The 23,101-nt window shown below is 64.9% G+C and carries 21 protein-coding genes and 1 pseudogene; 9 read left to right on the forward strand and 13 right to left on the reverse strand.

The features are described from left to right. Positions 1-216: pseudogene (locus HHL21_RS21330) on the forward strand (IS4 family transposase); the annotation flags it as partial. A 43-nt stretch (positions 217-259) separates the two neighbouring features. Here the strand turns inward: HHL21_RS21330 and HHL21_RS00005 are convergent. Beyond that, positions 260-1,027: a substrate-binding periplasmic protein gene (locus tag HHL21_RS00005; protein ID WP_169463209.1), complete on the reverse strand. Its 768-nt coding sequence runs from the start codon at positions 1,025-1,027 to the stop codon at positions 260-262. Between the two features lie 330 nt (positions 1,028-1,357). On the opposite strand from HHL21_RS00005, the gene HHL21_RS00010 reads away from it, so the two are divergent. The 3 genes from HHL21_RS00010 (at position 1,358) to gluQRS (ending at position 4,503) form a co-directional block, all read left to right on the forward strand. Next, a complete protein-coding gene (locus tag HHL21_RS00010) occupies positions 1,358-2,977 on the forward strand; it encodes a S8 family serine peptidase (RefSeq protein ID WP_169463210.1) in 1,620 nt (539 codons plus the stop codon). 122 nt (positions 2,978-3,099) lie between these two features. Beyond that, the gene (locus tag HHL21_RS00015) at positions 3,100-3,594 is read left to right on the forward strand and encodes a nuclear transport factor 2 family protein (RefSeq protein WP_169463211.1); all 495 of its coding nucleotides are present in this window, start codon (positions 3,100-3,102) and stop codon (positions 3,592-3,594) included. A gap of 9 nt (positions 3,595-3,603) precedes the next feature. Continuing rightward, positions 3,604-4,503: a tRNA glutamyl-Q(34) synthetase GluQRS gene (gluQRS, locus tag HHL21_RS00020; RefSeq protein ID WP_169463212.1), complete on the forward strand. Its 900-nt coding sequence runs from the start codon at positions 3,604-3,606 to the stop codon at positions 4,501-4,503. Between the two features lie 87 nt (positions 4,504-4,590). On the opposite strand, the gene HHL21_RS00025 is transcribed toward gluQRS, so the two are convergent. From HHL21_RS00025 to HHL21_RS00035, 3 genes are all read right to left on the reverse strand, one after another. Beyond that, entirely contained in the window at positions 4,591-5,058 is a 468-nt protein-coding gene (locus HHL21_RS00025; protein WP_169463213.1) for a DUF421 domain-containing protein, read from the reverse strand. 80 nt (positions 5,059-5,138) lie between these two features. Further along, positions 5,139-5,336 carry an oxidoreductase-like domain-containing protein gene (locus HHL21_RS00030; protein WP_169463214.1) on the reverse strand — a complete coding sequence of 66 codons (198 nt, stop codon included), beginning with the start codon at positions 5,334-5,336 and terminating at the stop codon, positions 5,139-5,141. Continuing rightward, positions 5,333-5,713, reverse strand: a complete 381-nt coding sequence (locus HHL21_RS00035) for a BlaI/MecI/CopY family transcriptional regulator (protein WP_169463215.1) — start codon at positions 5,711-5,713, stop codon at positions 5,333-5,335. The genes HHL21_RS00030 and HHL21_RS00035 overlap by 4 nt, the downstream gene beginning before the upstream one ends. A gap of 120 nt (positions 5,714-5,833) precedes the next feature. Between HHL21_RS00035 and HHL21_RS00040 the strand changes: the two genes are divergently transcribed. After that, positions 5,834-6,208, forward strand: coding sequence for a four-helix bundle copper-binding protein (locus HHL21_RS00040; RefSeq protein ID WP_169463216.1), 375 nt, complete (start codon positions 5,834-5,836; stop codon positions 6,206-6,208). 10 nt (positions 6,209-6,218) lie between these two features. Here the strand turns inward: HHL21_RS00040 and HHL21_RS00045 are convergent, their stop codons facing one another. The 9 genes from HHL21_RS00045 to HHL21_RS00085 all read right to left on the reverse strand — a co-directional run bounded on the left by HHL21_RS00045 (position 6,219) and on the right by HHL21_RS00085 (position 17,336). Beyond that, a complete protein-coding gene (locus tag HHL21_RS00045) occupies positions 6,219-6,899 on the reverse strand; it encodes a Fe2+-dependent dioxygenase (protein ID WP_169463217.1) in 681 nt (226 codons plus the stop codon). 14 nt (positions 6,900-6,913) lie between these two features. Next, positions 6,914-9,214 (reverse strand): catecholate siderophore receptor Fiu, encoded by a 2,301-nt coding sequence (locus HHL21_RS00050; RefSeq protein ID WP_169463218.1) that lies wholly within the window; start codon positions 9,212-9,214, stop codon positions 6,914-6,916. 167 nt (positions 9,215-9,381) lie between these two features. After that, a complete protein-coding gene (locus HHL21_RS00055; protein WP_169463219.1) occupies positions 9,382-10,719 on the reverse strand; it encodes a sulfite reductase subunit alpha in 1,338 nt (445 codons plus the stop codon). Further along, positions 10,716-11,717 (reverse strand): FAD:protein FMN transferase, encoded by a 1,002-nt coding sequence (locus HHL21_RS00060; RefSeq protein WP_169463221.1) that lies wholly within the window; start codon positions 11,715-11,717, stop codon positions 10,716-10,718. Before HHL21_RS00060 ends, HHL21_RS00055 begins: the two co-directional genes overlap by 4 nt. Positions 11,718-11,719: 2 nt before the next feature. Beyond that, positions 11,720-12,538, reverse strand: a complete 819-nt coding sequence (locus HHL21_RS00065) for a DUF4198 domain-containing protein (protein ID WP_169463222.1) — start codon at positions 12,536-12,538, stop codon at positions 11,720-11,722. Positions 12,539-12,550: 12 nt separating this feature from the next. Beyond that, a complete protein-coding gene (locus tag HHL21_RS00070) occupies positions 12,551-13,066 on the reverse strand; it encodes a DUF2271 domain-containing protein (protein WP_169463224.1) in 516 nt (171 codons plus the stop codon). A gap of 10 nt (positions 13,067-13,076) precedes the next feature. Beyond that, entirely contained in the window at positions 13,077-13,721 is a 645-nt protein-coding gene (locus HHL21_RS00075; protein WP_169463225.1) for a PepSY-associated TM helix domain-containing protein, read from the reverse strand. Between the two features lie 75 nt (positions 13,722-13,796). Continuing rightward, positions 13,797-14,786, reverse strand: coding sequence for a glucokinase (locus tag HHL21_RS00080; protein WP_169463226.1), 990 nt, complete (start codon positions 14,784-14,786; stop codon positions 13,797-13,799). Between the two features lie 102 nt (positions 14,787-14,888). Then, positions 14,889-17,336: a TonB-dependent receptor gene (locus tag HHL21_RS00085; protein WP_169463227.1), complete on the reverse strand. Its 2,448-nt coding sequence runs from the start codon at positions 17,334-17,336 to the stop codon at positions 14,889-14,891. Positions 17,337-17,649: 313 nt separating this feature from the next. Here HHL21_RS00085 and HHL21_RS00090 point away from each other — a divergent pair, with 313 nt between their 5' ends. From HHL21_RS00090 to HHL21_RS00105, 4 genes are all read left to right on the forward strand, one after another. Next, positions 17,650-18,660 carry a LacI family DNA-binding transcriptional regulator gene (locus HHL21_RS00090; protein WP_169463228.1) on the forward strand — a complete coding sequence of 337 codons (1,011 nt, stop codon included), beginning with the start codon at positions 17,650-17,652 and terminating at the stop codon, positions 18,658-18,660. Between the two features lie 85 nt (positions 18,661-18,745). Beyond that, complete coding sequence (locus tag HHL21_RS00095) at positions 18,746-21,094, forward strand: glycoside hydrolase family 65 protein (RefSeq protein ID WP_169463229.1); 2,349 nt, start codon at positions 18,746-18,748, stop codon at positions 21,092-21,094. Further along, positions 21,091-21,732, forward strand: a complete 642-nt coding sequence (gene pgmB, locus HHL21_RS00100; RefSeq protein ID WP_169463230.1) for a beta-phosphoglucomutase — start codon at positions 21,091-21,093, stop codon at positions 21,730-21,732. The genes HHL21_RS00095 and pgmB overlap by 4 nt, the downstream gene beginning before the upstream one ends. Before the next feature lie 54 nt (positions 21,733-21,786). After that, entirely contained in the window at positions 21,787-23,016 is a 1,230-nt protein-coding gene (locus tag HHL21_RS00105) for an MFS transporter (protein ID WP_169463232.1), read from the forward strand. Positions 23,017-23,101 lie beyond the last annotated feature (85 nt).

A 23,101-nucleotide genomic window follows, 5' to 3' on the forward strand; every position in this document is an offset into this window, starting at 1 on the left:
GAAGTCAGTTTCATCCGTGCATTCCACCTGATCCAGTTTGAGTTGCACTGGGCTGCCGTCACCAGGTCGTACGGAAAACTACCAGCCTCGATGAAGCATTTGCGCGAAAGGCTGGTTAGCCTCCTGAATGACGAACGGCCCGATCGCAAATACGACCGGGCCGTCAAAGCGACACCGAAGCGCTACGCCGTTCGCGTCATTAAGAAATCACCTTAACTGAACGGCATTAAGCTTCGGCTCGCTTTTTTTGGTCCGGGTTTTAGTGTGGCGCCTGCAAGCTCTTGTCGTATTTCCTGACAATCTTCGCGAAGCGCTGGCGGCCATGCCCGGCCGCCCAGTCCCACATCGTCGTCACCTGCGCCGGGTTGCGTGCGTAATAGTCCTTGCTGATCGCGAGCCAGATATTGCTGGTCTGAACCGGGCGCTCGAGCCGCACCACCGCGTTGCCGTATTTCGCCGCTACCCAGCCGTCCATGTCCGTCAGCGCAGACACTGAAATGGCATAGCCATCAATCCGGTTGCGCAACAGTTTTTCGAAATTGCGTTCGGTATCGAGCGCGCCGTCGTCGACGCGGAAGCCTTGCTTGCGCAGCGGCGCCACCAGTGGCGCGCCGAAGTTGCTGCCCAGCCAGCGCTGGCCGAAGTCGCGCGCCGGGTCGATGTTGCGCAGCGCGGTGTCGCTTGCGCGCACGAACACCACGGTGTGCGCGCGCAGCGCCTTGCCCACGTCGAGCTTGCCCGCCGCATCGAGCGGCAACGCATAAAGTTCCTTGTCGGATTCGACCGCCTCAATCGACATCATATCGATGGTCCCGGCCTTGAGCGCACTGCGCAAACGCGCGGGCGGCAGGCGCACCGCCATGACCTGGCAGCCGGCAATCGCCGCGACTTCACGGATCATGTCGACGCTCGCGCCCGCCGGGGTCGCTTCCGCGGTGCCGCTGCCCAGGAAGTACGGCGGCCGATGCTGGTCGACGTAGCCCAGGCGCAGCGGCGCGCATTCAGCGGCGGCGTTTCCAGCGGCCATTACCAGTCCGAACATCCACGAAAAATGAAGAAGGCGCATTAGCTCAGCAATAACAGTGACAGACTATTATAGTCGCCCGCGCGGCAGCTGGGTAACTGCCGTTGATGGATGGCGCTTTGGATAAAAGGCCGGGTTTTGCAGTTATTGTCAATATAATCCGGTCGTGTCTCAACTTGTGAAAATATCATCGGAAAATGCACCAAATGTTGTTGACGTTGCCATGCTGCAGACTTAGCATCAACTCTTGCTGAGTTCGTGACGCTTATCCGGCGTACATCGGCCTGCTGCAAATCCAGTTAATTTAAACACTACAACCATATTGGACGAGACATGAAACGCAAAATTACCGCACTCCCAGTACGCACCCTTGCCATGCTGTGCTCCGTCGCCGTGCTCGGCATGGCTGCCAGCGCCGCTAGCGCCGCGCCGCCAGTCCGGTACATCGTCGGCTTCAAGGCTGGCGCCGACAACGACGCCAGCGCAGCGGTCATCCGCGCACGCGGCAACGTGAAGCGCAAAATCCGCGGCATGAATGCAATGTCTGTCGAACTGCCTGGGGAACAGGTCGACACGCTGCGCGCCGATAAGAACGTGGCGTACGTCGAAATCGACCCGCCACGCTACCTTCCTTCGATGGAGATGAGCGCCGAGTACACCAGCGCCACCGAACGCAGCTCCGCCGCCAACCCGGCATCGGGCAAGAATTACTATCTTGGCCAGCTTGTCCCATACGGGATCAGCATGACCCAGGCCGACCAGCTGCCGAACGGCGGGGCCAAGTCGGGCAACCGCAAGATCTGCATCATCGATTCGGGCTATGACCGCAGCCACGAAGACCTGAACAACAACGGCACCGTCACGGGCGAGTACGACCCGGGAACAGGCTGGTGGCACACCGATGAAAACAGCCACGGCACCCATGTGGCCGGCACCATCGCCGCCGCCAACAACAGCGGTATCGGCGTGGTCGGCGTCATCCCTAACCAGCAACTGAAACTGCACATCGTCAAGGTGTTCGGCGCCGATGGCTGGGCCTATTCGTCGGAACTCGCCGATGCAGCAAACAAGTGCGGTGACGCCAAGGCGAATATCATCAGCATGTCGCTGAGCGGCCCTGAACCTAGCGCCACCGAACAGGCCGCGTTTGACGCGCTGGCAGCCAAAGGCATCCTGTCGGTCGCCGCATCGAGCAATGCCGGCACCACCGCGCCACGCTGGCCAGCCGGCTACCAGAGCGTCGTCTCGGTTGGCGCGCTCGACAGCAACAAGAGCTGGGCAACCTTCTCGAACTACAACCCGAAGGTGGAACTGTCGGCGCCGGGCGTACGCGTGCTGTCGACCGTCCCGATGGGCACCGCGCTGGTGTCGTCGCTGAACGTGGGCGCAAGCAGCTATGCGGTCGGCTCGGTCACCGGATCGCCACACGCGACCGTCACCGCGCCAATGGCCGACTTCGGCTTCGGCGGCGCGATCAATCCAGCGATGGCTGGCAAGGTCTGCCTGATCTCGCGCGGCGCGGGCCTGCCGTTTGGCGTCAAGGTCGCCAACTGCGAAGCCAGCGGCGGCGTTGGCGCGATCCTGTACAACAACGTTGCAGGCAGCCTGAATCCAACCTTGGGCACCACCGTCACCACGATTCCATCGGTGGCGGCATCGCTGGCTGAAGGCGCCGCGATGCTGGGCCAGCTGGGCCAGGACGCGACGGTGTCGGTCAAGGTTGGCAACTACGCTTACTTCGACGGCACCTCGATGGCCACGCCGCACGTCGCCGCCGTCGCAGGCCTGGTGTGGAGCTACTTCCCAAGCTGCACCGCTGCGCAGATCCGCAACACGCTGGCCAAGTCGGCTGAGGACCTTGGCACCGCGGGCCGCGACGACAAGTACGGCTATGGCCTGGTCCGGGCGAAGGCCGCTTACGACCGCATCGCCACCATGGGCTGCAACAACTAAGCAAGCAACGCGTCAGGAGAAAGGCTGCCGCGGCAGCCTTTTTTCATGCGTCGCTGCCGCCATTGTGTACAATCGCCAGCGCAGTTTTGAACGGCGCGCTGCGCCTCACCACACGGGAAAATATGAAGAACTTCATTCTGTCGGCCTGCCTGGCCTTGTTCGCCCTGTCCGCCTTCGCGGCGCCTGCCACCCCGGCCGATACGCGCGCCCAGGTCAACGCCTTCATCGACGAGTGGCACGACGACGCCGCGCACGCGCGCCTTGCTTACTTCGACAAGATGGCAAAGGACGGTATCTACATCGGCACCGACAAGACCGAACTGTGGAACCGCGACGAATTCAAGACCTGGGCAAGGCGTTTCTTCGAGCGCAAGTCGGCTTGGGCTTTCAAGGCCACCAAGCGCAACGTCTACATGTCGGAAGACCAGAAGTTCATCTGGTTCGACGAGCTGCTCGACACGCAGATGGGCGTATGCCAGGCCAGCGGCGTGATCCGCAAAACCGACAACGGTTTCGAGATCCAGCACTACCAGCTGTCGATCGCCGTGCCGAACAGCGTGGCGGACAAGGTCACCAAGACCATCAAGGACCACGAAGCGCGCCCCGGCGCGAAGTAAGCGGCAACGATGCACAGCACTTATACGGGCAGGTTCGCGCCATCGCCAACCGGTCCGCTGCACGCGGGATCGGTGGTGGCCGCGGTCGCCAGCTACCTCGATGCGCGCGCGCACCACGGCCGCTGGCTGGTGCGCATCGAAGACATCGACGAAGGCCGCACGGTGTCCGGCGCCGCCGAGGGCATCCTGCAGGTGCTCGATGCGCTCGGCATGCACCCGGACGGCGAGGTGGCCTGGCAAAGCACGCGCAAGCCGCTGTACCAGGCCGCCGCCGACAAATTATCCGCGCACACTTTCGGCTGCGGCTGCAACCGCCGCGAAATCGCCGACTCGCGCCTCGGCGTCGCGCCGGATGGCTCGGCGATCTATCCGGGCACCTGCCGCGCCGGACTGGCCGAAGGGCGCACCGCGCGCAGCCTGCGCGTGCGCGTACCCGACGCCGGCCAGGCAGGCGAGGCCATCTCGTTTACCGACCGGTTTGCCGGCATCGTCACCCAGCACCTCGCCACCGAATCGGGCGACTTCGTCCTCAAGCGCGCCGACGGCTTCTGGGCCTACCAGCTCGGCGTCGTCGTCGACGACGCCGAACAGGGCGTGACCGATGTCGTGCGCGGCACCGACCTGATCGATTCCACCGCGCGCCAGATCTACCTGCAAGGCCTGCTCGGCGTGCCGACCCCGCGCTACCTGCACGTGCCGGTGGTGCGCAACGCGCAGGGCGAGAAGCTGTCCAAGCAGACCGGCGCGGTCGCCGTTGCGCCCGGCGACGAGCCTGCCGCGCTGGCCGTATTGCAGGACGCCGCCGCGTTCCTGGGACTGCAGCCCATTCCCGCAGCGACCGTCAGCCAGTTCTGGCAGGCCGCGATTCCCGCCTGGGACTCACTGCTAAGGCAACGCGGCGCCGCTTGATGGCCGCACGCGCATCCGGTGCGCCTGCGCCGCCCCGCAATCCCAGCGCACCGATGCCCATCGCCAGCATGGCCCAGCCCGGCGGGGTCAGGACGGACGCTTCTTCTGCACCGTGATGCGGCCGTCCGCTTCGAGGAACATGTATTCCATTTCGTCGAGCTTGCAGTCGCACTCGCGCATCGACTCCTGCACTTCTTCGTCCGACAAGCGGCATTTCTTGATGACCTCTTCAAACAGGGCGCCGTTGCGGCCCAACAGGACCGCCGAGCCGTCGAGTACCTTCGCCATCCTCTCGCTGTGCGAGGACAGGAAGGCCATCAGTATGTTGAGTGCGACCAGCACCGCCGCCACGATCAGGCCGCCGCCGATCGAATGGTCGCCCCCGGTGAGCGCGTTCGACACCGATTCGCTCAGCAGCATCACCACCAGCAGGTCGAACGGGGTGAACTGGCCGACCGTGCGGCGGCCCGAGACCCTCACCATGACCAGCAGCACCAGGTACACGATGGCGCCGCGCGCGATGAACTCCCACCAAGGATATTCCATTTCAAACATGTCGTTCCTTCCCAGCGCATCGGCCTGACCTGTATTGCGTTATCTTTACATATTGCAAATAAACGTGCCAATACCCTGAGTCAGGCGTGCGGGGGAGCCTCCGGATGGCGCAGCCGCCACGCCGCCATCTCGGTGCGGTAGCGTTCCAGCGCGTCCTCGTACAGGTCGAAGATGCACGGCGAGCAGCCGCTCAGGCAGCAGTCTTCCAGCGCGGGCTGGTGCGGGGGGCGCGGCTCCGGATCTGCCGGCGCGGCGGTTGGGGCAGGGCGGGGCTTCACTTTTCGCGGTCGAGGATCGACTGGATTTCGGCCCGTTCGCGTTCGCTGACGTGGCCGCGCAGTGCGGCCAGGATCAGCTCCTTGCCGGACCCGGCGAAGGCCTTGTTGATGAGGTCCTTGATCAGGCTGGTCTGCCAGGTGTCCTGCGGCTGGGCCGGCGAGTAGACATGGGCGCGCTGGCTTTCGTCGCGCACCAGCAAGCCCTTGGTGTGCATCATCTGCAGCAGGCGCAGCACGTTCGCGTACGCCATGTCGGGGCGGGCGGCGACGGCCGCTTCGTGGACCTGGCGCGCGGTGGCCGGGCCGAGCTGCCACAGCAGCCGCAGCATCTCGAGCTCGGCGGCGGTGGGCTTCGGTACGGGAGCGGGACTGTTCATGGAATCTAGAATAAATGATCTAGACGAGAATGTCTAGGGAGCCCGGCCGAACTTGCGCCACCGGCTTCAGGTCATATCAGTATGACCCGCGCGGTGCGCGCATCAACGAGGGGGAGCGAGATGGCCCAACGACAGTATCAATCGTGCATGGACGCATGCGACGCCTGTGCCGATGCCTGCGACTTCTGTGTCGCGTCGTGCTTGCAGGAAGAGAACGTCAACATGATGGCGCAGTGCATTGCGCTGGACATGGACTGTGGGCAGCTGTGCCGCATGGCCGCGTCCTACATGGCGCGCTCGAGCGAGTTTGCAGTGGCGGTGTGCCAGATGTGTGCGGATGTGTGCGACAGCTGCGCCGATGAGTGCTCAAAACACCCGATGGCCCACTGCCAGGAGTGCGCGCAGGCTTGCCGCCGCTGTGCCGACGAATGCCGCCGCATGGCTGGCATCGGCCAGCCCGTGCAGGGTGCGGGCGCCGGCGCCCAGGCGCATTAAGCGCGCCGGCTCAGGTCTCGGCCCACTGGCGCAGCAGGTTGTGGTAGTGCGAGGTGAGTCCGACCAGTTCCTCGCAGTCGCCGAGGCGTGCGCGCAGGCGCTGGATGTTCTGGTCGAGGTCGAGCAGCATGCTGCGGCGCGCATCGTCGCGCACCATGCTTTGCACCCAGAAGAATGAGCAGATGCGTTCGCCGCGCGTCACAGGTTCGACCTTGTGCACGCTGGACGACGGATACACCACCAGGTCGCCCGCGGCCAGCTTGACCTCGTGCGCGCCGTAGGTATCCATGACCAGCAGCTCGCCGCCGTCGTACTCCTCAGGCTCGGACAGGAACAGGGTCGCCGACACGTCGGTGCGCAGCGGCAGCGGGCTGCCGGGAACCTGGCGCACCGCGCCGTCGACATGGGCGCCGTATTCCTCGCCCACGCCGTAGCGGTTGAACAGCGGCGGCACGATGCGCAGCGGCAGCGCGGCGGCGAAGAACATCGGGTTCGCCGCCAGTGCCGCCAGCACCACCTGCCCAAGCTCCCGCGCAAGCGGGGAGGCTTCGGGCAACTGCCGGTTGTGCTTGACCTGCGCGCCCTGCGGCCCCACCGTCGCGCGGCCATCCACCCAGCCGGACTGGTCGAGCTGGGCGCGCATCGTTGCTACCTGATCGCGCGTGAGTACGGCTGGGATGTGGAGCATCATGGCGGGGCGGTCTCCTAGAAGCGGATGTTGGCGGTCAGGCTGGCCGAACGCGGCGCGCCTGGCGTGTAACGATAGCCGCTCTTGTTGATCGCCGCAATGTACTGCTCGTCGCCGAGGTTGTACACGTTCAGCTGGAGCTCGACGTTCTTGCTGACGTTGTACGACGCCATCGCATCGAACACCCAGTAGGAATCGGCAAACGCCGGGGTGCCGACCGCGCCATCGGTGCCGCGCAGCAGCTTGTCGACGAAGCGCGCGCCGCCGCCCAGTTTCAGGCCCATCGGCAGGGTGTACGAGGTCCACGCGGTGAAAGCCTGCTTCGGCGTGTAGCTCAGGTTGTTGATGCCGCTGGCGGTGACGACCTTGCCCGATTCGACTTCAGTGTCCATCCGGGTGTAGCCGGCGTTGGCCAGCCAGTTGCGCGCCACTTCTCCGGTCACGCCCAGTTCGACGCCCTGCACCTGCTTGCGGCCGGTCTGGTAGTACTGCAGGTCGACCGGGTCCTGTTCGACCTCGTTCTTGACCGTGGTGCGGTACAGCGCCGCCGTCAGCGACAGCTTTTTCTTCAACAGGTCCCACTTGGCGCCGACTTCGGTGGTGGTCGAATCCTGCGGTTCGAAGCGCGGGTTCGATGCGTTGCTCGCCGATGTCGACAGCACCAGGTTGGTGCCAGGCGGCTGCTTGGACGTGGCGACCAGTGCGTACACGCTGCTCTGCGGCGTTGGCTTGTACAGCGCCGACACCTTGCCGTTGACCAGCGTGTCGGTCACGTCGAGCGCGACCGGGACCAGGGTGCCGACCGGCAGGGCAGGGTGCGTCGTTGCGGTCGACAGCGCGATGGCGTTGTAGCCGATGTCGAAGTGGTCGGCGCGCACGCCGGCGTTGATGATCCACTTGTCGCCGAGGTGCAGCGTGTCGAACGCATACAGGCTTTGCGTGTTGACGGTGGCGTCGCTGCGCACGCCGTTGCGTACCGGGGCCAGGCCGGCGACCGGCAGGAACGGGTTGGGTGCATACAGCGGCGCCGCAGCCAGGGTGCCGAGGCCGGCGTAGCCGACGTTCTTCTGCTTTTCGTTGGCCAGCTCAAGGCCGGCGACAACGGTGTGCTTGACTGGGCCGCGGCCGAAGTCCAGGGTCACCGCGGTCTGGTTGGTCAGGATTTCGTTGGTCTGGTCCTTGACGGTGCGGTTGGTACGCGCCAGGGTCCAGCCGGCCGGGTTGGCCGGGTCTGGCGTGACCAGGTTGGCGGTGGTGCCCGTGAAGGCCGTCAGCAGGTAGTCCTGCTGGGTCTTGCCGTAGCGGGCGGTGTTGTGCAGCTTCACGCCGCGGCCGAAATCGTGTTCGAGCTTGAAGGTCAGCATGTCCGCCTTGACCTTGTCGTAGTCGGTCGCCGAACCGTAGAAGCCGTCCGGGTCGACCGGCGCGGCGTTGGTCAGGAACGGGCGTTTCGGGTCAGGGCTGGAGTAGCCTGGCAGGCCGACCGTCGGCACGCCGCCGTCGGGCGTGTTGTCCTGGTCGACGTGCAGGAAGTTCACGTAGGCGCGGGTCGGGCCGTTCAGGCCGAACGCGAACGATGGCGCGATCGCCCAGCGCTTGTTGTTGACGATGTCGCGGGCAGGGTTGCCGCTGTCCTGCGCCATCACGTTCAGGCGGAACGCGCTGCCGCTGCGTTCATTGATCACGGTGTTCAGGTCCGCGGTGGCGCGCTTGACGCTGCCGGTGCCGGCCGTGACCGTGCCGCTGACCGAGTCTTCCATCGACGCCTGCTTCGAGACCAGGTTGACCGAGCCGGTAGGGGAGGCGCGGCCATTGTCGGTACCGGCCGGGCCCTTCAGCACGTCGATCTGTTCGATGTTGAAGACATCGCGCGAGACCGAGCCGATGTCGCGCACGCCGTCGACGTAGATGCTGGTCGAGGAGTCGAAGCCGCGCATGTAGATCGAGTCGCCGGTGTTGGTGTTGCCGTTCTCGCCGAGGAAGAAGGTGCCGACGCCAGGGGTGTTGCGCAGCGCTTCAGTCAGGGTCACAGCGCCTTGCTGCTGGATCAGCTCCTTCTTGATGACGGTGATCGTCTGCGCGGTGTTGACCAGCTGCTCGGTGTACTTCGGCGACGACGCTTTGTCTGCCTTGAAGTCGTTTTCGGCGGTGCCGGTGATCGTCACTTCGGGCATCGCGTGCGCGTGGTGCGGCTTGTGATTCGGGCTGTCGGGCGGGTTGCCGGCGTGGGCGGCAACCGGCAGCAGCATGGCGGCCAGGGTTGCGTTGACCTGAAGGTTGAAACGGTTCGCGTGCTTGCGGCTTTTGATGGTGGCCATGGATTCTTTTCTTCGGTTATATGGCGCTGGCTACTGGGCAACACGAACTCGGAAGAGCCCGGCTACAGCTGGCTTGCGATGGTCAGGACTACTGATGGCGAATTGTAATCAAGGGCGCTCAACCTGTAAATGAGAATCGTTATCAATCGCATTCATGGGTGTTGCGTTTAGTATACGTCGCGCTGGTAGCGGCCTTCGGCGGCGAGCGCTTGGAGCCGTTCGGCGCCGAGGGCGTCCGCCAGCACCGTGTTGACGCCGGCGGCCATGCCCTGCAGGCTGCCGCAGACATAGATCGCCGCGCCCTGGTCGACCCACGCGCCGACCTGGTGGGCCCGCAGCGCCAGGGTGTCCTGCACGTAGCGCGGTCCGCCGTCGTCGCGCGAGAAGGCGAAATTGACCCGTTCGACCAGGCCGTCGCGATGCCAGCCTGCGATCTCGGCGCCGAAGAAATTGTCGGTGGCGGCATTGCGTTCGCCGAACAGCAGCCAGTTGCGCTTGTTCCCGAGGGCGATGCGCGCGCGCAGGTGCGAGCGCAGGCCGGCGATGCCGGTGCCGTTGCCGATCAGGATCAGCGGCCGGCTGGCGTTGGCGCCGAGCCGGAAGCGCGTGTGCTGGCGCACCCGCAGGGCGATGGTGTCGGCGCTGGTCGCGCCTTCGCACAGCCAGCCCGAGGCCGCGCCGCGGCTGCCGTCCTCGTGCACGTGCAGGCGCACCAGCAGTTCGAGGCGGCCATCGGCTGGCACCGAAGCGATCGAATATTCGCGCGGCTGGCCAGGGTCGGGCGGTGGGCTGACCTGCACCAGGTCGCCGGCTTCCCACGCGGGTAGCGGGCCGCCTGAAGGAACCAGGGACAGCAGGTAGACCGGCGCGCCGGCGCTGCCGGGGTTCAGCAGCTGGCGCGATTCGATGCGCCAGGATTCGTAGGACGGCGCGTTCCAGTCGGGGGCGTCGGCGGTGCCGGCCAGGTGGCTGAGCTGGCGCTGCCAGGCATCGATGCCGGCGCCGCGGTCAATCTCGATACGCTCGAACAGCGGCTGCGCGCCGCGCGCCTTGAGTGCGTCGTCGAGCCAGCGGCCGAAGCCGCAGTAGTTGGCGTAGGTGCTGTCGCCCAGCGCCAGTACCGCGTAGTGCAGCTGGCCGAGCGGCGCGCCGCCGGCGGCGAGTTTGCTGGTAAAGCGCGCCGCGCTATCCGGCGCATCGCCTTCGCCGTAGGTGCTGGCGATGAACAGGATGCGGCAGCCGTTGGTCAGCACATCCGCTGCGAGGGTGTCGATGCTGGCGCCGCTGGCCTCCAGGCCAGCGGCGCGCAAGGTGGCCACGGTCTGGCCGGCCAGGTATTCGCCGGTGCCGGTCTGGCTGGCGTAGGCCACCAGCCAGTCGCCGCGCGCGCCGGATGATGCGGCGCCGCGGCGTCGCATCGAACGGACGATGGTCGCGCACATGCCGGCATATGCCGACAGCAGCAGGGCGGCCGCCGCGATGCGGCCAGGGTCGATGGTGATCATTGCAGCATCGCGCGGAACGCGCTTGAGGCAAGTTCTTCCAGCTTGCCCGGTGCGCGCAGCAGGAAGCGCGCCGCCAGCTGGTGCCGTTCGGCGAAGGCCAGGCCTTCTTCCGGGCCCAGAACCGACAGCGCGGTGGACAGGGCATCGGCCGCCATGCACTCGGGATGCAGCACCGTGACCGATGCGACGCGGTTGCCGATCGGGTAGCCGGTGCGCGGATCGAGGGTGTGCGACGCGCGCATGTCGCCGTGGCGGAAGTGGCGGCGGTAGTCGCCCGACGTGGCGACCGACAGGCCGTGCAGCGCGGCCACCGTGGCCTCGCCGCTGTCCTCGCCCGGCACGCCTTCCAGCTCAACCCACCATGGATGGCCGTCGGGCTTGACACCGGCGCCGCGCAGCTCGCCTCCTGCTTCGACCAGGTAGTCGCGCACCCCGGCCGCTTCCAGCGTGCGCGCCATTTGGTCCACCGCGAAGCCTTTGGCGACGGCGGACAGGTCGAGTTCGACGCCGCCGGGCTGCAGCATGCGGCGGGTCACAGGGTCGAAGCGCACGCGCGCGCCATCGGTACGCGCCAGCACGGCGCGGATCGCGAATTCGGTCGGGACGTGGAATTCCGGCTGGTCGTAACGGCGCCGGGCGCCGAAGCCCCACAGGTTGACCAGCGCGCCGGCACAGGGATCGTAGGCGCCGGTGCTGGCGCCGCGCACCCACAGCGCGTACGCCATCACGCGCGCGAAGGCCGCCGGCAGCAGGTGCCAGCTGCCGGCGTCGGCGCGATTGTAGAGGCCGAGGTTGGACCCGGCTTCCCAATGGCTCATTTGCGCCACGACGTCGTCGAGCGCGTTCTGCAGGCGCTGCGCCAGCACGGTATCGAAGCCATCGGCCAGCACCGCTTTCGCCGACCATGAGGTGCCCATCGACGTGCCGCCCATGGTGGCGATGCGGCCCTCAAGCGGCTCGCCCTCGCGGAGGGTGAGCGGTACCAGTACACGGCGCATGCTTATTCCGGCAGCACTTCGAGCGTTGCCGAGTACGAGTAGCGGCGCGGGTTCGGGCCTTTCGGCGACTCGCCCTTGGCCAGTCCGGCCGGGTAGCTCGCGCTCATCCAGTACATGCCGCCGGCCGGCAACTGCACGGTGGCTTCGCCGTTGGCGTCGGTACTCAAACGGATCTCGCCCAGCACGCCGCGATGGCGAACGCCGCCCGGCACCAGCGAGAACGGGAAGTTCGCCAGCGCTTTGCCGTCGAGGGTGAAGCGCCATTTGGCGGTCTCGCCGGCGCGCAGTTCGTTCGGATGCGTGACCGGCACCATCTCCAGGCCGCTGCCGCTTGGCTTGAGCGCGCCGTTGCTCGGCTTGGTCGCGGTGATGAAGGTTTCCATGCGCGTCTGCGTGATGGTGGTCTGGAGGTCCTGGGCATTGGCCGGCACCTGCTTGGCGAACGCTTCTTCCGGCCCGCGCCAGCGGCGCGTCTCGCTGCCTTCCTTCCAGCTTGCCATCATGTTCTTGCTGGCCATGCTGACCTTGTACGTGCCCGGCTTCGGCAGCTTCAGGTCGAAGCTGCTGCGCGACTTCAGGCTGGCCGCTTGCGGCGCAGGCGTCACCACGCCATCGGGGTCGGTCACCACGGCGCCGTCGAACTTGAGGGCGATGTGATCGAACTCGAACAGTTCTTCGGAAACGGCGCCGTCGATGATCACGACCGGCTCCTTGCCGTCGACCTGGGTCAGGGAAGGCATCAGCCAAGGACGGTGTGCGCTGGCTTGCAGCGACAGGGTGGCCAGTACGGCGGCCAGCAGGACGTTTTTAGTATGGTTCATTTCTGGCTCCGTTTATTTGCTGACCGTAAGGCTGACCGCGCCCAGTTCTTCCTTGCCGCTCGCGCTCAGCACTTGGCCCGGCTTGGCCGGCAGCGTGAACGGAATGCGTACCAGCTCGCGGCCGCCGGCTTCGCGCGCGGCCTCGATCACCAGCTTGTAGTCGCCGGCCGGCAGCTTGTCGATTTGCGTGCGCGCCGGGCCGAAGCTCATGCTCTGCGCGCCGCTGGCGCGGGTGGCGCCCGAGACGCCGTCCATCGGCAGTTCCAGTTCGCGGCCGGCCTTGCGCCACCACGTGCGCAAGTCCTTGACCCACTTGGTGCCGCCGTTGTCCTTCTTCTTGACGTCGTACAGCACGGCCATGTTGGCGGCGACGCTCTGGTCGGCGCGCTCGAGCCAGATGGCGACGTAAGGACGGTGGTATTCGGCCACGTTCAGCTGCGGGATCTCGAACTTGACGGTGAGGTCGGCGGCGACCGCCCAGCTACTGAGCATCGGAAGGGTTAACGCCAGCGTGTGTTGTAGTTTCATGGAGCGAGGTCTAGTGGATGAAAAGGAGGGCGATCAGAACAGGGGCGACGATGCCGAAACCGACCACCGGCCAGGTCGCGGGGCGGTTGGCGGCGTGCAGCTTGAGGATCAGGAAACCGGTAATCGAAAACACCAGGGAGGCGATCGCGAAGATGTCGATGAACCAGCTCCACACCGGGCCGGTGTTGCGGCCCTTGTGCAGGTCGTTGAGCCAGGAGATCGCGCCGCGGGAGGTCGTCTCGTATTCGGCGGCGCCGTCGATGCCGATGCGCAGCCAGGCGTCGCCGCCGGGGCGCGGCAGCGGCACGTAAGCATCCTCGGGGCTCCACTCGGCCTCGATGCCGGCGACGTCGATGCCGAAGGTGCTGCGCACCCAGCCTTCGACGGCGGGCGGCAGCGGGGCGCTGTCGTCGGCATGTTGTTCTGCGCTCTTCGCCATGCGCGCGTGCAGCGGCGCCGGCAAGGTGGCCTTGCGGTTGCTGACCTGCGGCTTCGATTCGATCTGGGTGGCGTGGTTGAGGGTGAAGCCGGTCACGCTGAACATCAGCATGCCGAGCAGGCACAGCGAGGCGCTGATCCAGTGCCATTGGTGGAGCGTCTTGAGCCACACGGCGCGGCCGGCGCCGGGCAGTGCGGAGGGGGGAGAAGGTGGCATTGGATCGTTATTATTAAAATTCGTTATTGCGAATAATAACTATTCTCATTTGGATCGTCAACGCCTCATTGCAAGTTAGGCAGCAGTTGTCGCCCGCGTCTCGCGCAGCCATGCGGCCACGCCCGGGAAGCAGGGATAGTCGGCGGTGATGACGTAGGTCGGGATCCTGCTGAGGTAGGCGGCGAAGCGGCCCTTTTCCTCGAAGCGGCGGCGAAAGCCGGACGCATCGAATGCGGCGCCAAGGCGCGGCACGATGCCGCCGCCGATGTAGATGCCGCCCATCGCGCCCAAGGTCACCGCGAGGTTGGCGGCGACGGTGCCGAGCATCTCGCAGAAGCATTCCACGGTTTCAACGCATAATTCGCAGGTGCCATCCAGCGCCAGTGCGATGATTTCGGCGGCAGGACGCGATGCCGGGTGGCCGGCGCGCGCGGCCAGCGCGCGGTACACCAGTTCGAGCCCGCCGCCCGACATCAGCCGCTCCGCCGATACGTGCGGGAACGCCTTCCACGCGAAGCGCAGCACGTCGATTTCGCGTTCATTGGCAGGGGAGAAGGTGGCGTGGCCGCCCTCGCTGTCGAGCGCGTTCCAGCCGTCGCCCGAAGGCACCAGTCCAGAGACGCCCAGCCCGGTGCCGGCGCCGAGCAGGCCGATCACGCCGGAGGCAGCAACGCCGCCGCCGACCTGGCGCTTGTGCTCCGGTCCCAGCAAGGGCAGGGCCAGCGCCAGCGCCTTGAAATCGTTGATGACGCCGAGGCGCGCCAGGCCGAACTCCTGCCGCACCGCCTCGATCGAGAACTGCCAGTGGTGGTTGGTCATGCGGACCAGGTCGCCGTTGACCGGATTGGCGACCGCGATCGCCGCGGCTTCCGGCATTCCGTGCGCGGCGACGGCAGGATCGGCCAGGTAGCTGCGCATCGCATCCTGCAAGGTCGGATAGCGTGTGCACGGCAGCACGCGCACGCAGTCGAACCGGCCGGGCGCGGTTTCGAGCGCAAAGCGGGCATTGGTGCCGCCGATATCGGCCAGCAGGGATGGACGGTCGACGGACGGTGTCGCGTGCATGATCAGGTCAGAGTGCATGTTGAAAAAAAACGAAGGTGAAAAAAAGGGCAAGGCGCTTAGCCTTGCCCCAACCCTTGGAACGGGAGGACTTTTAACGACTGTTTAGAAGCGGTACATCACCGATGCTTCAACAGCGCGGCCGAAAATCGGACGGGCGTTGATCGGGCCGCTGCTCTGGGCGCCGGTGAGGCGCGAATTACCCTCGGTCAGGCCAAGCTCGTTGGACAGGTTGGTGCCCGCGACACGGAACTCCCAGTGATCGCCCACCGTTGCCAGCACGCCGGCGTCGAAGGTCTTGTAGGACGGCAGGTAGGACAGGTTGGCCTGGTCGGCCCAGCGGTCGCCGATATGGGTGTAAGTGGCGTACAACTTGAGCGCGTTGTCGCCGAGCGGGATGCGGTAGCTCGGGGTCAGGCGGAACTGCAGCTGGGGCTGGCGCTGCACGTCGTTGCCGGAGATGGCCGGGTTGTCCTTGTACTCCGATTTCTGGTAGTTGCCGGTGAGGGTGACTTGCAGGTTGGTGATCGGGCGCACCGCCAGTTCGAACTCGACGCCGTGGCCTTTCGAGCCGCTGACCGAATTGAGCACCGCATCGGTGGTGATCTGCTGGAACGAGATGCCGCTGAAGTCGGTGAAGAAGGCGTTGATGTAGGCGCTGTACAGCGGGGTCGCCGTCTTGAAGCCCACTTCATACTGCGACACTTCCGGCGTCGGCACGCCGTTGCGGTCGTTCAGCGCGGCCTGCGTACCGGCGTTGCGCATGTCGTCGAAGAAGATGAAGGTGTGGCCCTTGTTGGCGCGGGCGAACAGGCTGGCGTTCTCGGACAGCTTGAACAGCGCGCCGGCGGTGAACGAATTGACGCTGTCGTCGCGGTCCAGCTGCGTGAAGGTACCGGTCGTCATCGAGGTGCCGTTGTTGTAGACGGTCAGCGGATTGTTGTCCGTGTCACCCGATTTCAGGTTCGAGATCGACGCGTGCAGGCTCTGCTTTTCACGGCGCGCGCCGACGTCCAGCTTGATGCGCTCGTTGACCTTGAACTCGTCGGCGATGAACACGGCCGTGTTGTCGCCCTTGTAGGACGCGGTCGGCGCGTAGAACACGTTGCCGTCGACGCCGCGGTTCGACACGATCACGCCGTTGTTCAGGCGCACGTCGATCAGGCTGGCGTTCGGGGTGGCGGTCATCAGGTGGCTGTTACCCAGGTACCACTCGTCGTTCGACTTGTAGTTCGCGTGGTAGATGCCGGCGGTAAACGTGTGGTTCTTGATCAGCTCACGGCTGGCGCGGAACTCGTTGGTGAACGACTTGAGCTGCTTCTCCACCGACCACAGGCCGGCCTGCACTACCTGCTGGTCAGGTGCGACGGTGCCGCCCTTCACATAGGTCATGGTGCCCGAGCCGGCGGCAGCGCCCGGGTTGTGGTTGGCGTTGGCGGTGGCCAGGTAGGCGGCGGCACTGACCGGGTTGTTACCGGTGAACATGGAGATCGTGTTCAGGTCGCCGTCGAAGTAGTTGGCCTTGTTCGACAGGTCCCAGCCGCCGATCTTTTGCTCGTAGTTGAGGCCGAAGACGGTAGCGTCCATGCCGCGTCCGTCGGCCAGGTCGCGCGTCAGGGTCTTGCCCGGCGCTGCGTCGATGGTGAAGATGCGCATCTCTTCGCTCATCAGGGTGCCGGTCAGCGGGTCGAAGCCCGGGAATTCGGTGATGGTGCGGCCATTGTTCGACGAGATCAGCGGCACGCCGGTGTAGAAGGCGTTCTTGTCCTTGGTCGTGCGCACGTAGGCGGTCACTTCGCCGCCGTCGAGCGTACGGGTGAGGGACGCGGTCAGCTGGTGGCCGTCGTCGGCCTTGAATTGCGGGTCGCGCACGCCGTGCGATTCGCGCACGAAGCCGCCGACGGTGCCGTACCAGCCATCGGCGATCTTGCCGCCGAAGAAGCCGTCGACTCGGCGCAGGTCGCCGGTGCCGGCGGTAAAGCGGAGGGTGCGTTCAGGCGTGTCGCTGCCTTTTTTCAGGATGAAGTTCATGGTGGCGCCTGGCTGGCCCACCGAATAAATGGTGCTCGGGCCGCCGCGCAGCACTTCGACGCGCTCGATGGTGTCGTCCAGGCGGAAGGCCGAGGTGCCTTCGAAGAACGACAGCACTGGAACTGGGTAGATCGGGTTGCCGTTCAGCTGCACCGAGACGAAGGGCGAATCGCTGCCCGACGGGAAGCCGCGCACTTCGACGTTGGCGCCCGACTGCCCGCCGGTCGATTCCGCATACACGCCCGGCACCAGCTTGAGCACGTCCGCGGTGCTGCTAGGCGAGGCCGACTTGAGCTGTTCCTCGGTGGCGGTGGTGATCGAGAAGCTGGTGTCGATCTTGCGCGTGCCCGATGCCGACGCGGTACCGGTCACGACGACCTGCTGGATTTCAGCCTGTACGCCTTGCTGGGCAGCGGCGGTGGCTGGCGTCCCGGGCTGCTGGCCGGCTGCCTGGGCCTGGCTGACCAGGGTGAGGACTGCCAGTCCGATCGAGGACAGCAGGAACTGCTTCTGACTTTTCATCGTTTTACTCTCTTCTTATGGTGTGAAAATCCGTCTCCCGGACCAGCCGGCCGCCCCTTGCGCGGCCGCCGAACATCGTGCTGTCCCTGGTCTTTAGCCTTGCGTGCTGCCTTGCAGCTTGCTTGCCCGTGCACCGGTTTGGTGCCGTGTTGCACTGAAAAAGGCAATCCATTGAATCAAGAAATGATATCGATGTCAATTAAAATGTTATCGATGTCACTAAAATGGTATCGATATCATTTTTAGGTTGCAAGCAAACTAAATCTGTCATAATGCATCGGTAACGTTGTTTATCCACGATGGGTTGAGCTGAATGGCAGCAGTAAACAAGAAGGCAGGACGCGCCAGCGATACTGGCCTGACGATGGAAGACATCGCCCGCGTGGCGGGCGTCTCCACGATTACCGTATCGCGCGCCTTGCGCGACAGTCCGCTGGTCACCGAAAAGACGCGCGAAAAGGTGCGTCGTATTGCCGAGGAGCAAGGCTACCGGCTCAATATCAGTGCACGCAACCTGCGCATGCGGCGCAGCTACTCGATCGCGGTTGTGGTGGAAATGACACCCGTGAAGGGCCGGCCGATGTCCGACCCGTACCCGCTTGAGTTGCTGGGCGGCATTACCCAGGAATTGACGACCGCAGGTTACAGCGTCGTGCTGACCTCAAAGCAGTTGCTCGATACCGCGCCGGTACAGGGCGCCGACGGCATGATCCTGCTCGGCCAGGGCTCGCATGGCGAGGCCGTGCGCACGCTGGAAAGAACCGGCTTGCCGCTGGTGGTGTGGGGCGCGCCGGAAGCGGGCGCCACTTATATCGTGGTCGGCAGCGACAACCGCAAAGGCGGCATCAGCGTCGGCCAGCGCTTCCTCGAACAGGGACGCAAGAAGCTGATCTTCCTCGGCGATGTCGATCACGCCGAAGTGAAGGAACGCTGCGCTGGTTTCATCGAGGCGCTCGGCAAACAGGCGACGGTGCACATCATCCGCCCGAAGGCATTCACCTTCGAAGCAGGGTTCGACAGCATATCGGCGGTACTCAAGAAGAGCGGTCACGGCTTCGATGGGGTATTCGCCGCCAGCGACCTGCTGGCCATGGGCGCGATCCGCGCGCTGACCGAAAGCAGCCTGAGTGTGCCGGACGACGTGTCGGTGATCGGCTACGACGACACGCCGGGCGCCGCCAGTTTCGTACCGCCGCTGACCAGCGTGCACCAGTACCTGCGCGACGGCGGCGTCCTGCTCGCGAAAAAAATACTGGGCCTCGTCAACGGCGAAACCGTCGAATCCGAAATGCTTCCGACCGAACTGGTACGGCGCCAGACCTGACCGGCGATCCCACCCGCACCGATCTCATTTTTTAACTCCTCCGCCCTTGGGGGAACGACCAACTGATAAGACTGAAGGACATCTTGTGCAGCAGCCGAGCCACTCCCACACCTTCCCCCTCGATCCATGGCGCTTGCGTGAGGCCGGCCTGGATACTGCCAATAACTTCCTGAACGAGACCCTGTTCGCACTGGGGAATGGCTATATCGGCCTGCGAGGCTGCCATGAGGAAGGCTACAGCGGCACCGCAGGTTCGCTCGATGGCACCTACCTGAATGGATTCTACGAGTCCGAGCCGATCGTCTACCCGGAGTCCGCATACGGCCTGGCCAAGACCAACCAGTTTATGCTGAATGTGCCGAACGCCAAAGGCATCCATTTGTGGGTCGGCGACGAGCGCTTCGACATGGCGACGGGCGCCTTGTCGGCATTCGAGCGCACCCTCGATTTCCGTACCGGCGTGCTGACGCGCAGCCTGGAGTGGACTTCGCCAGGCGGCAAGCGCATCGCGCTGGTGAGCCGCCGCGTGGTGGCCTTCGCTAACAAGCACCTGTTCGCCATCGAGTACCAGCTCACGCCGCTGAACTACTCGGGCGCGGTCACGCTCGTGTCGCAGATCGACGGCGCGGTAAAGAACCAGGAGGCCGGCGACGATCCGCGCGTTGGTTCGGCGGTGTCCGGCCCGGCGCTTCAACTTGTGGGCATCGACCAGGACGGTGCGTTCTCCAGCATCACGCAGCGCACTCATAACAGCGGCTTCACCCTGGTCAGCGCGATCGATACCAGCGTTGAAAGCGGCGGCGCGCAGGTGCGCGCGTCCAGCCACCAGCAAGAGCAGGTGGCTGGCCAGTCGTTCGGGTTTGAGGCGACCAGCGGCGAAGCGGTGCGCCTGACCAAATTCGGCGTGTATTACTCGTCGCGCGATTATCCCGAACAGGAGCTGGCCGGACTGGCGCGCGGCGCACTCGCGCAGGCGCGCGCCGCCGGCTTCGAGGCCTTGTGCGCGCAGCAGGCCGCATACCTCGACGCGTTCTGGGGCGAGGCCGATGTCGAAATCGCCGGCGACGACGCGCTCCAGCAGGGCATGCGCTTCAACCAGTATCACCTGCTGCAATCGGTCGGCCGCGACGGCAAGACCAACATCGCGGCGAAAGGCGTCACGGGGGAGGGTTACGAAGGCCACTATTTCTGGGACACCGAGATCTACATCTTCCCGTTCTTCTTGTATTCAAAGCCGGAAATCGCCCGCAAGCTGCTCGACTACCGCTACGCAGGCCTGCCGAAGGCGCGCGAACGCGCACGCCAGATGTCGCACGCAAAAGGCGCGCTCTACCCATGGCGCACCATCGCCGGCGACGAGTGCTCGGCCTACTATCCGGCCGGAACCGCGCAGTACCACATCAATGCCGACATCGCGTACTCGATCAAGCTGTACTTCGAAGCGACCGGCGACCTTGAATTCATGGCACAGGCGGGCGCCGAGATCGTGCTGGAAACGGCGCGCATCTGGATGGGCATCGGCAGCTACAACCGCGAGGGACAGTTCTGCATCAACGAAGTGACCGGCCCGGACGAATACACTGCGCTGGTCAACAACAACTACTACACCAATGCGATGGCGCGCATGCACCTGAACTTCGCCGCGGACATCGCCGGCACCATCGGCCGCGAACGTCCGGCGGAGTTCGCCCGCATCGCGCTAGCCGCGCAGCTGGAGGGCAGTGAGCCGGCGGAATGGCGCCGCGCCGCCGATCACATGGCGCTGCCGTACGACGCCGCGCTGGGCATCCACGAGCAGGACGACAGCTTCCTGTCCAAGAAGGTATGGGACTTCGCGTCCACGCCAAAAGAGAACTACCCGCTGCTGCTGAACTACCACCCGCTAGTGATCTACCGCCACCAGGTGTGCAAGCAGGCCGACGTGGTGCTGGCGCTGCTGCTGCTGTCCGACCAGTTCACGCTGGAGGACAAGAAGCGCGACTTCGACTACTACGAAGCGGTGACTACGCACGATTCGTCGCTGTCGTCGTGCATCTTCAGCATCATCGCGTCCGAGGTCGGCTATCACGACAAGGCCTACGACTACTTCATGGAGACGGCGCGGCTCGACCTCGACGACACCCACGGGAACACCCATTACGGCGTGCACACCGCGGCCATGGCCGGCACCTGGATGGGCGTGGCCTATGGCTTCGCCGGCATGCGCGTCACCGACGGCGCGCTGCGCTTCGCGCCGACCCTGCCTGCGAAGTGGCAGCACTACCAATTCAAGATCCACATCCGCGGCGCCTTGCTGCAGGTGAGGGTGGAGCCCGGCCATGTCGAGTACACGCTGCTGCACGGCGCCTCGCTCGGGTTCACGCACCGCGGCCGCGAGGTCGCCTTAACCACTGCGGCGCCATCGGTCCGCATCAATCCGGAGGACGCAGCATGACGAGGTTCAAGGCAGTCATTTTCGACCTGGACGGCGTCATCACCGACACCGCCCACTACCACTACCTCGCATGGAAGCGGCTTGCCGAGTCGGTGGGCGTGCATTTCGACGAAGCCTTTAACGAGCACCTGAAAGGCGTCGACCGCATGGGCTCCCTCGACCTGATCCTGGGCGAGGCCGCGCGAAACTACAGCGCGCAGCAGAAGCTTGAAATGGCCGACGCCAAGAACCGCCACTACCAGGACCTGATCTCGACGATGTCCGAAGCCGACTTGCTGCCGGGTGCCGTCGACGCGCTAGCGGCCGTGCGCGCGGCCGGCCTGCGCATCGGCCTGGCCTCGGTCAGCAAGAACGCCTTCACCGTGCTCGAACACCTCGGCATCCGCGGCCGCTTCGACTACGTGGTCGATGCGGCGACGATCACCCACAGCAAACCGCATCCGGAGATTTTCCTGACCGCCGCCGACAAGCTGGGTGTCGACCCGGGCGAATGCCTCGGCGTGGAAGACGCGGTCGCCGGCGTGGCGTCGATCAAGCGCGCAGGCATGTACGCGCTAGGCGTCGGCAGCCCGGAAGTGCTGACCCAGGCCGACCGGGTCATCCCGGGCCTCGACCAGTTCAGGCTCGAAGACTATTAAGAGATAGCCGTACCCGCAGCACCCCATATAAAAAATAGAAATCCAGGAGACCGCGTGAAAAACCAGCGCATCGTGCTTGCCCTTTTCTTGATCTACTTTGTCTTTGCGATCCTGCTGAACAGCGTCGGGACCGTGATCCTCCAGGTGATCAATAACTACGACGTCAGCAAATCGAGCGCCAGCGTGCTGGAGGCCTTCAAGGACCTGCCGATCGCGGTGGTGTCCTTCCTGGTCGCGTCGTTCCTGCCGCGCATCGGCTACCGCAAGGCGATTTTGGCCGCGTTGGCGCTGGTGACCTGCGCCAGCATCGCGATGCCGCTGGTGCCGGCTTTCCTGACCACCAAGCTGCTGTTCATGTGTGTCGGTATCGCGTTCGCGCTGGTCAAGGTGTCGGTGTATTCGACGCTGGGCCTGGTCGCCACCGACCGCAAACATCACGCCGGGTTGATGAATACGCTGGAAGGCGTATTCATGGTCGGCGTGCTGAGCGCCTACTGGATATTCGCCCACTTCATCGACTCGAACGATCCGAAGTCGCAAAGCTGGCTGCAAGTCTATTGGGTGCTGGCGGCGCTGTGCGGCGTGACCTTTGCGCTGGTGCTGGCAACCCCGTTCGACGAGCGCACCGCCGCGCTGCCGGAAGGGCGCAGCCGCTGGGACGACTTCACCGCGATGCTGAAGATGTTCTTCAAACCGCTGATCTGCGTATTCGTCATCACCGCCTTCCTGTACGTGCTGATCGAGCAGAGCGTAGGCACCTGGCTGCCGACGTTTAACAACGAGATCCTGATGCTGCCGGCCGCCATGAGCGTTGAAGTCACCAGTATTTTCGCGGCCTGCCTCGCGATCGGACGCCTGTCGGCCGGCGTGATCATGCGGCGCGTGAACTGGTACCCGGTGATGAACGCGTGCGTGATCGGCATGGCTGCGGTGGTGCTGGTGGCGCTGCCGCTGACCCAGAATGTCGTCCATGACCCGAACATCAGCTGGGCGAGCGCGCCGCTGGCGACCTTCCTGTTTCCGCTGATCGGCCTGTTCATGGCGCCGATCTACCCGGGCATCAATTCGGTCATGCTGAGCTCGCTGCCGACCAACCAGCATTCCGCGATGACCGGCCTGCTGGTGATCTTCTCGGCGCTGGGCGGCACCACCGGCTCATTTATTACCGGCTACGTGTTCGGCAACTTCAGCGGGCACTTCGCCTTTTACCTGACGCTGGTGCCGATCGGGCTGGTGTTGGTGACGATGTACCTGTTCAAGCGCCAGGTCGACCGCGCCGCGTGAACTTGTTGCATTGATAATGTCCGGTAGCCAAACCTTCTAATTCGCAACATTCCCGCCGACTTTTTCTCCCAGCGGGATGTTGCGA

This window comes from Massilia polaris (assembly GCF_012927275.1).
Taxonomy (GTDB): domain Bacteria; phylum Pseudomonadota; class Gammaproteobacteria; order Burkholderiales; family Burkholderiaceae_D; genus Telluria_A; species Telluria_A polaris.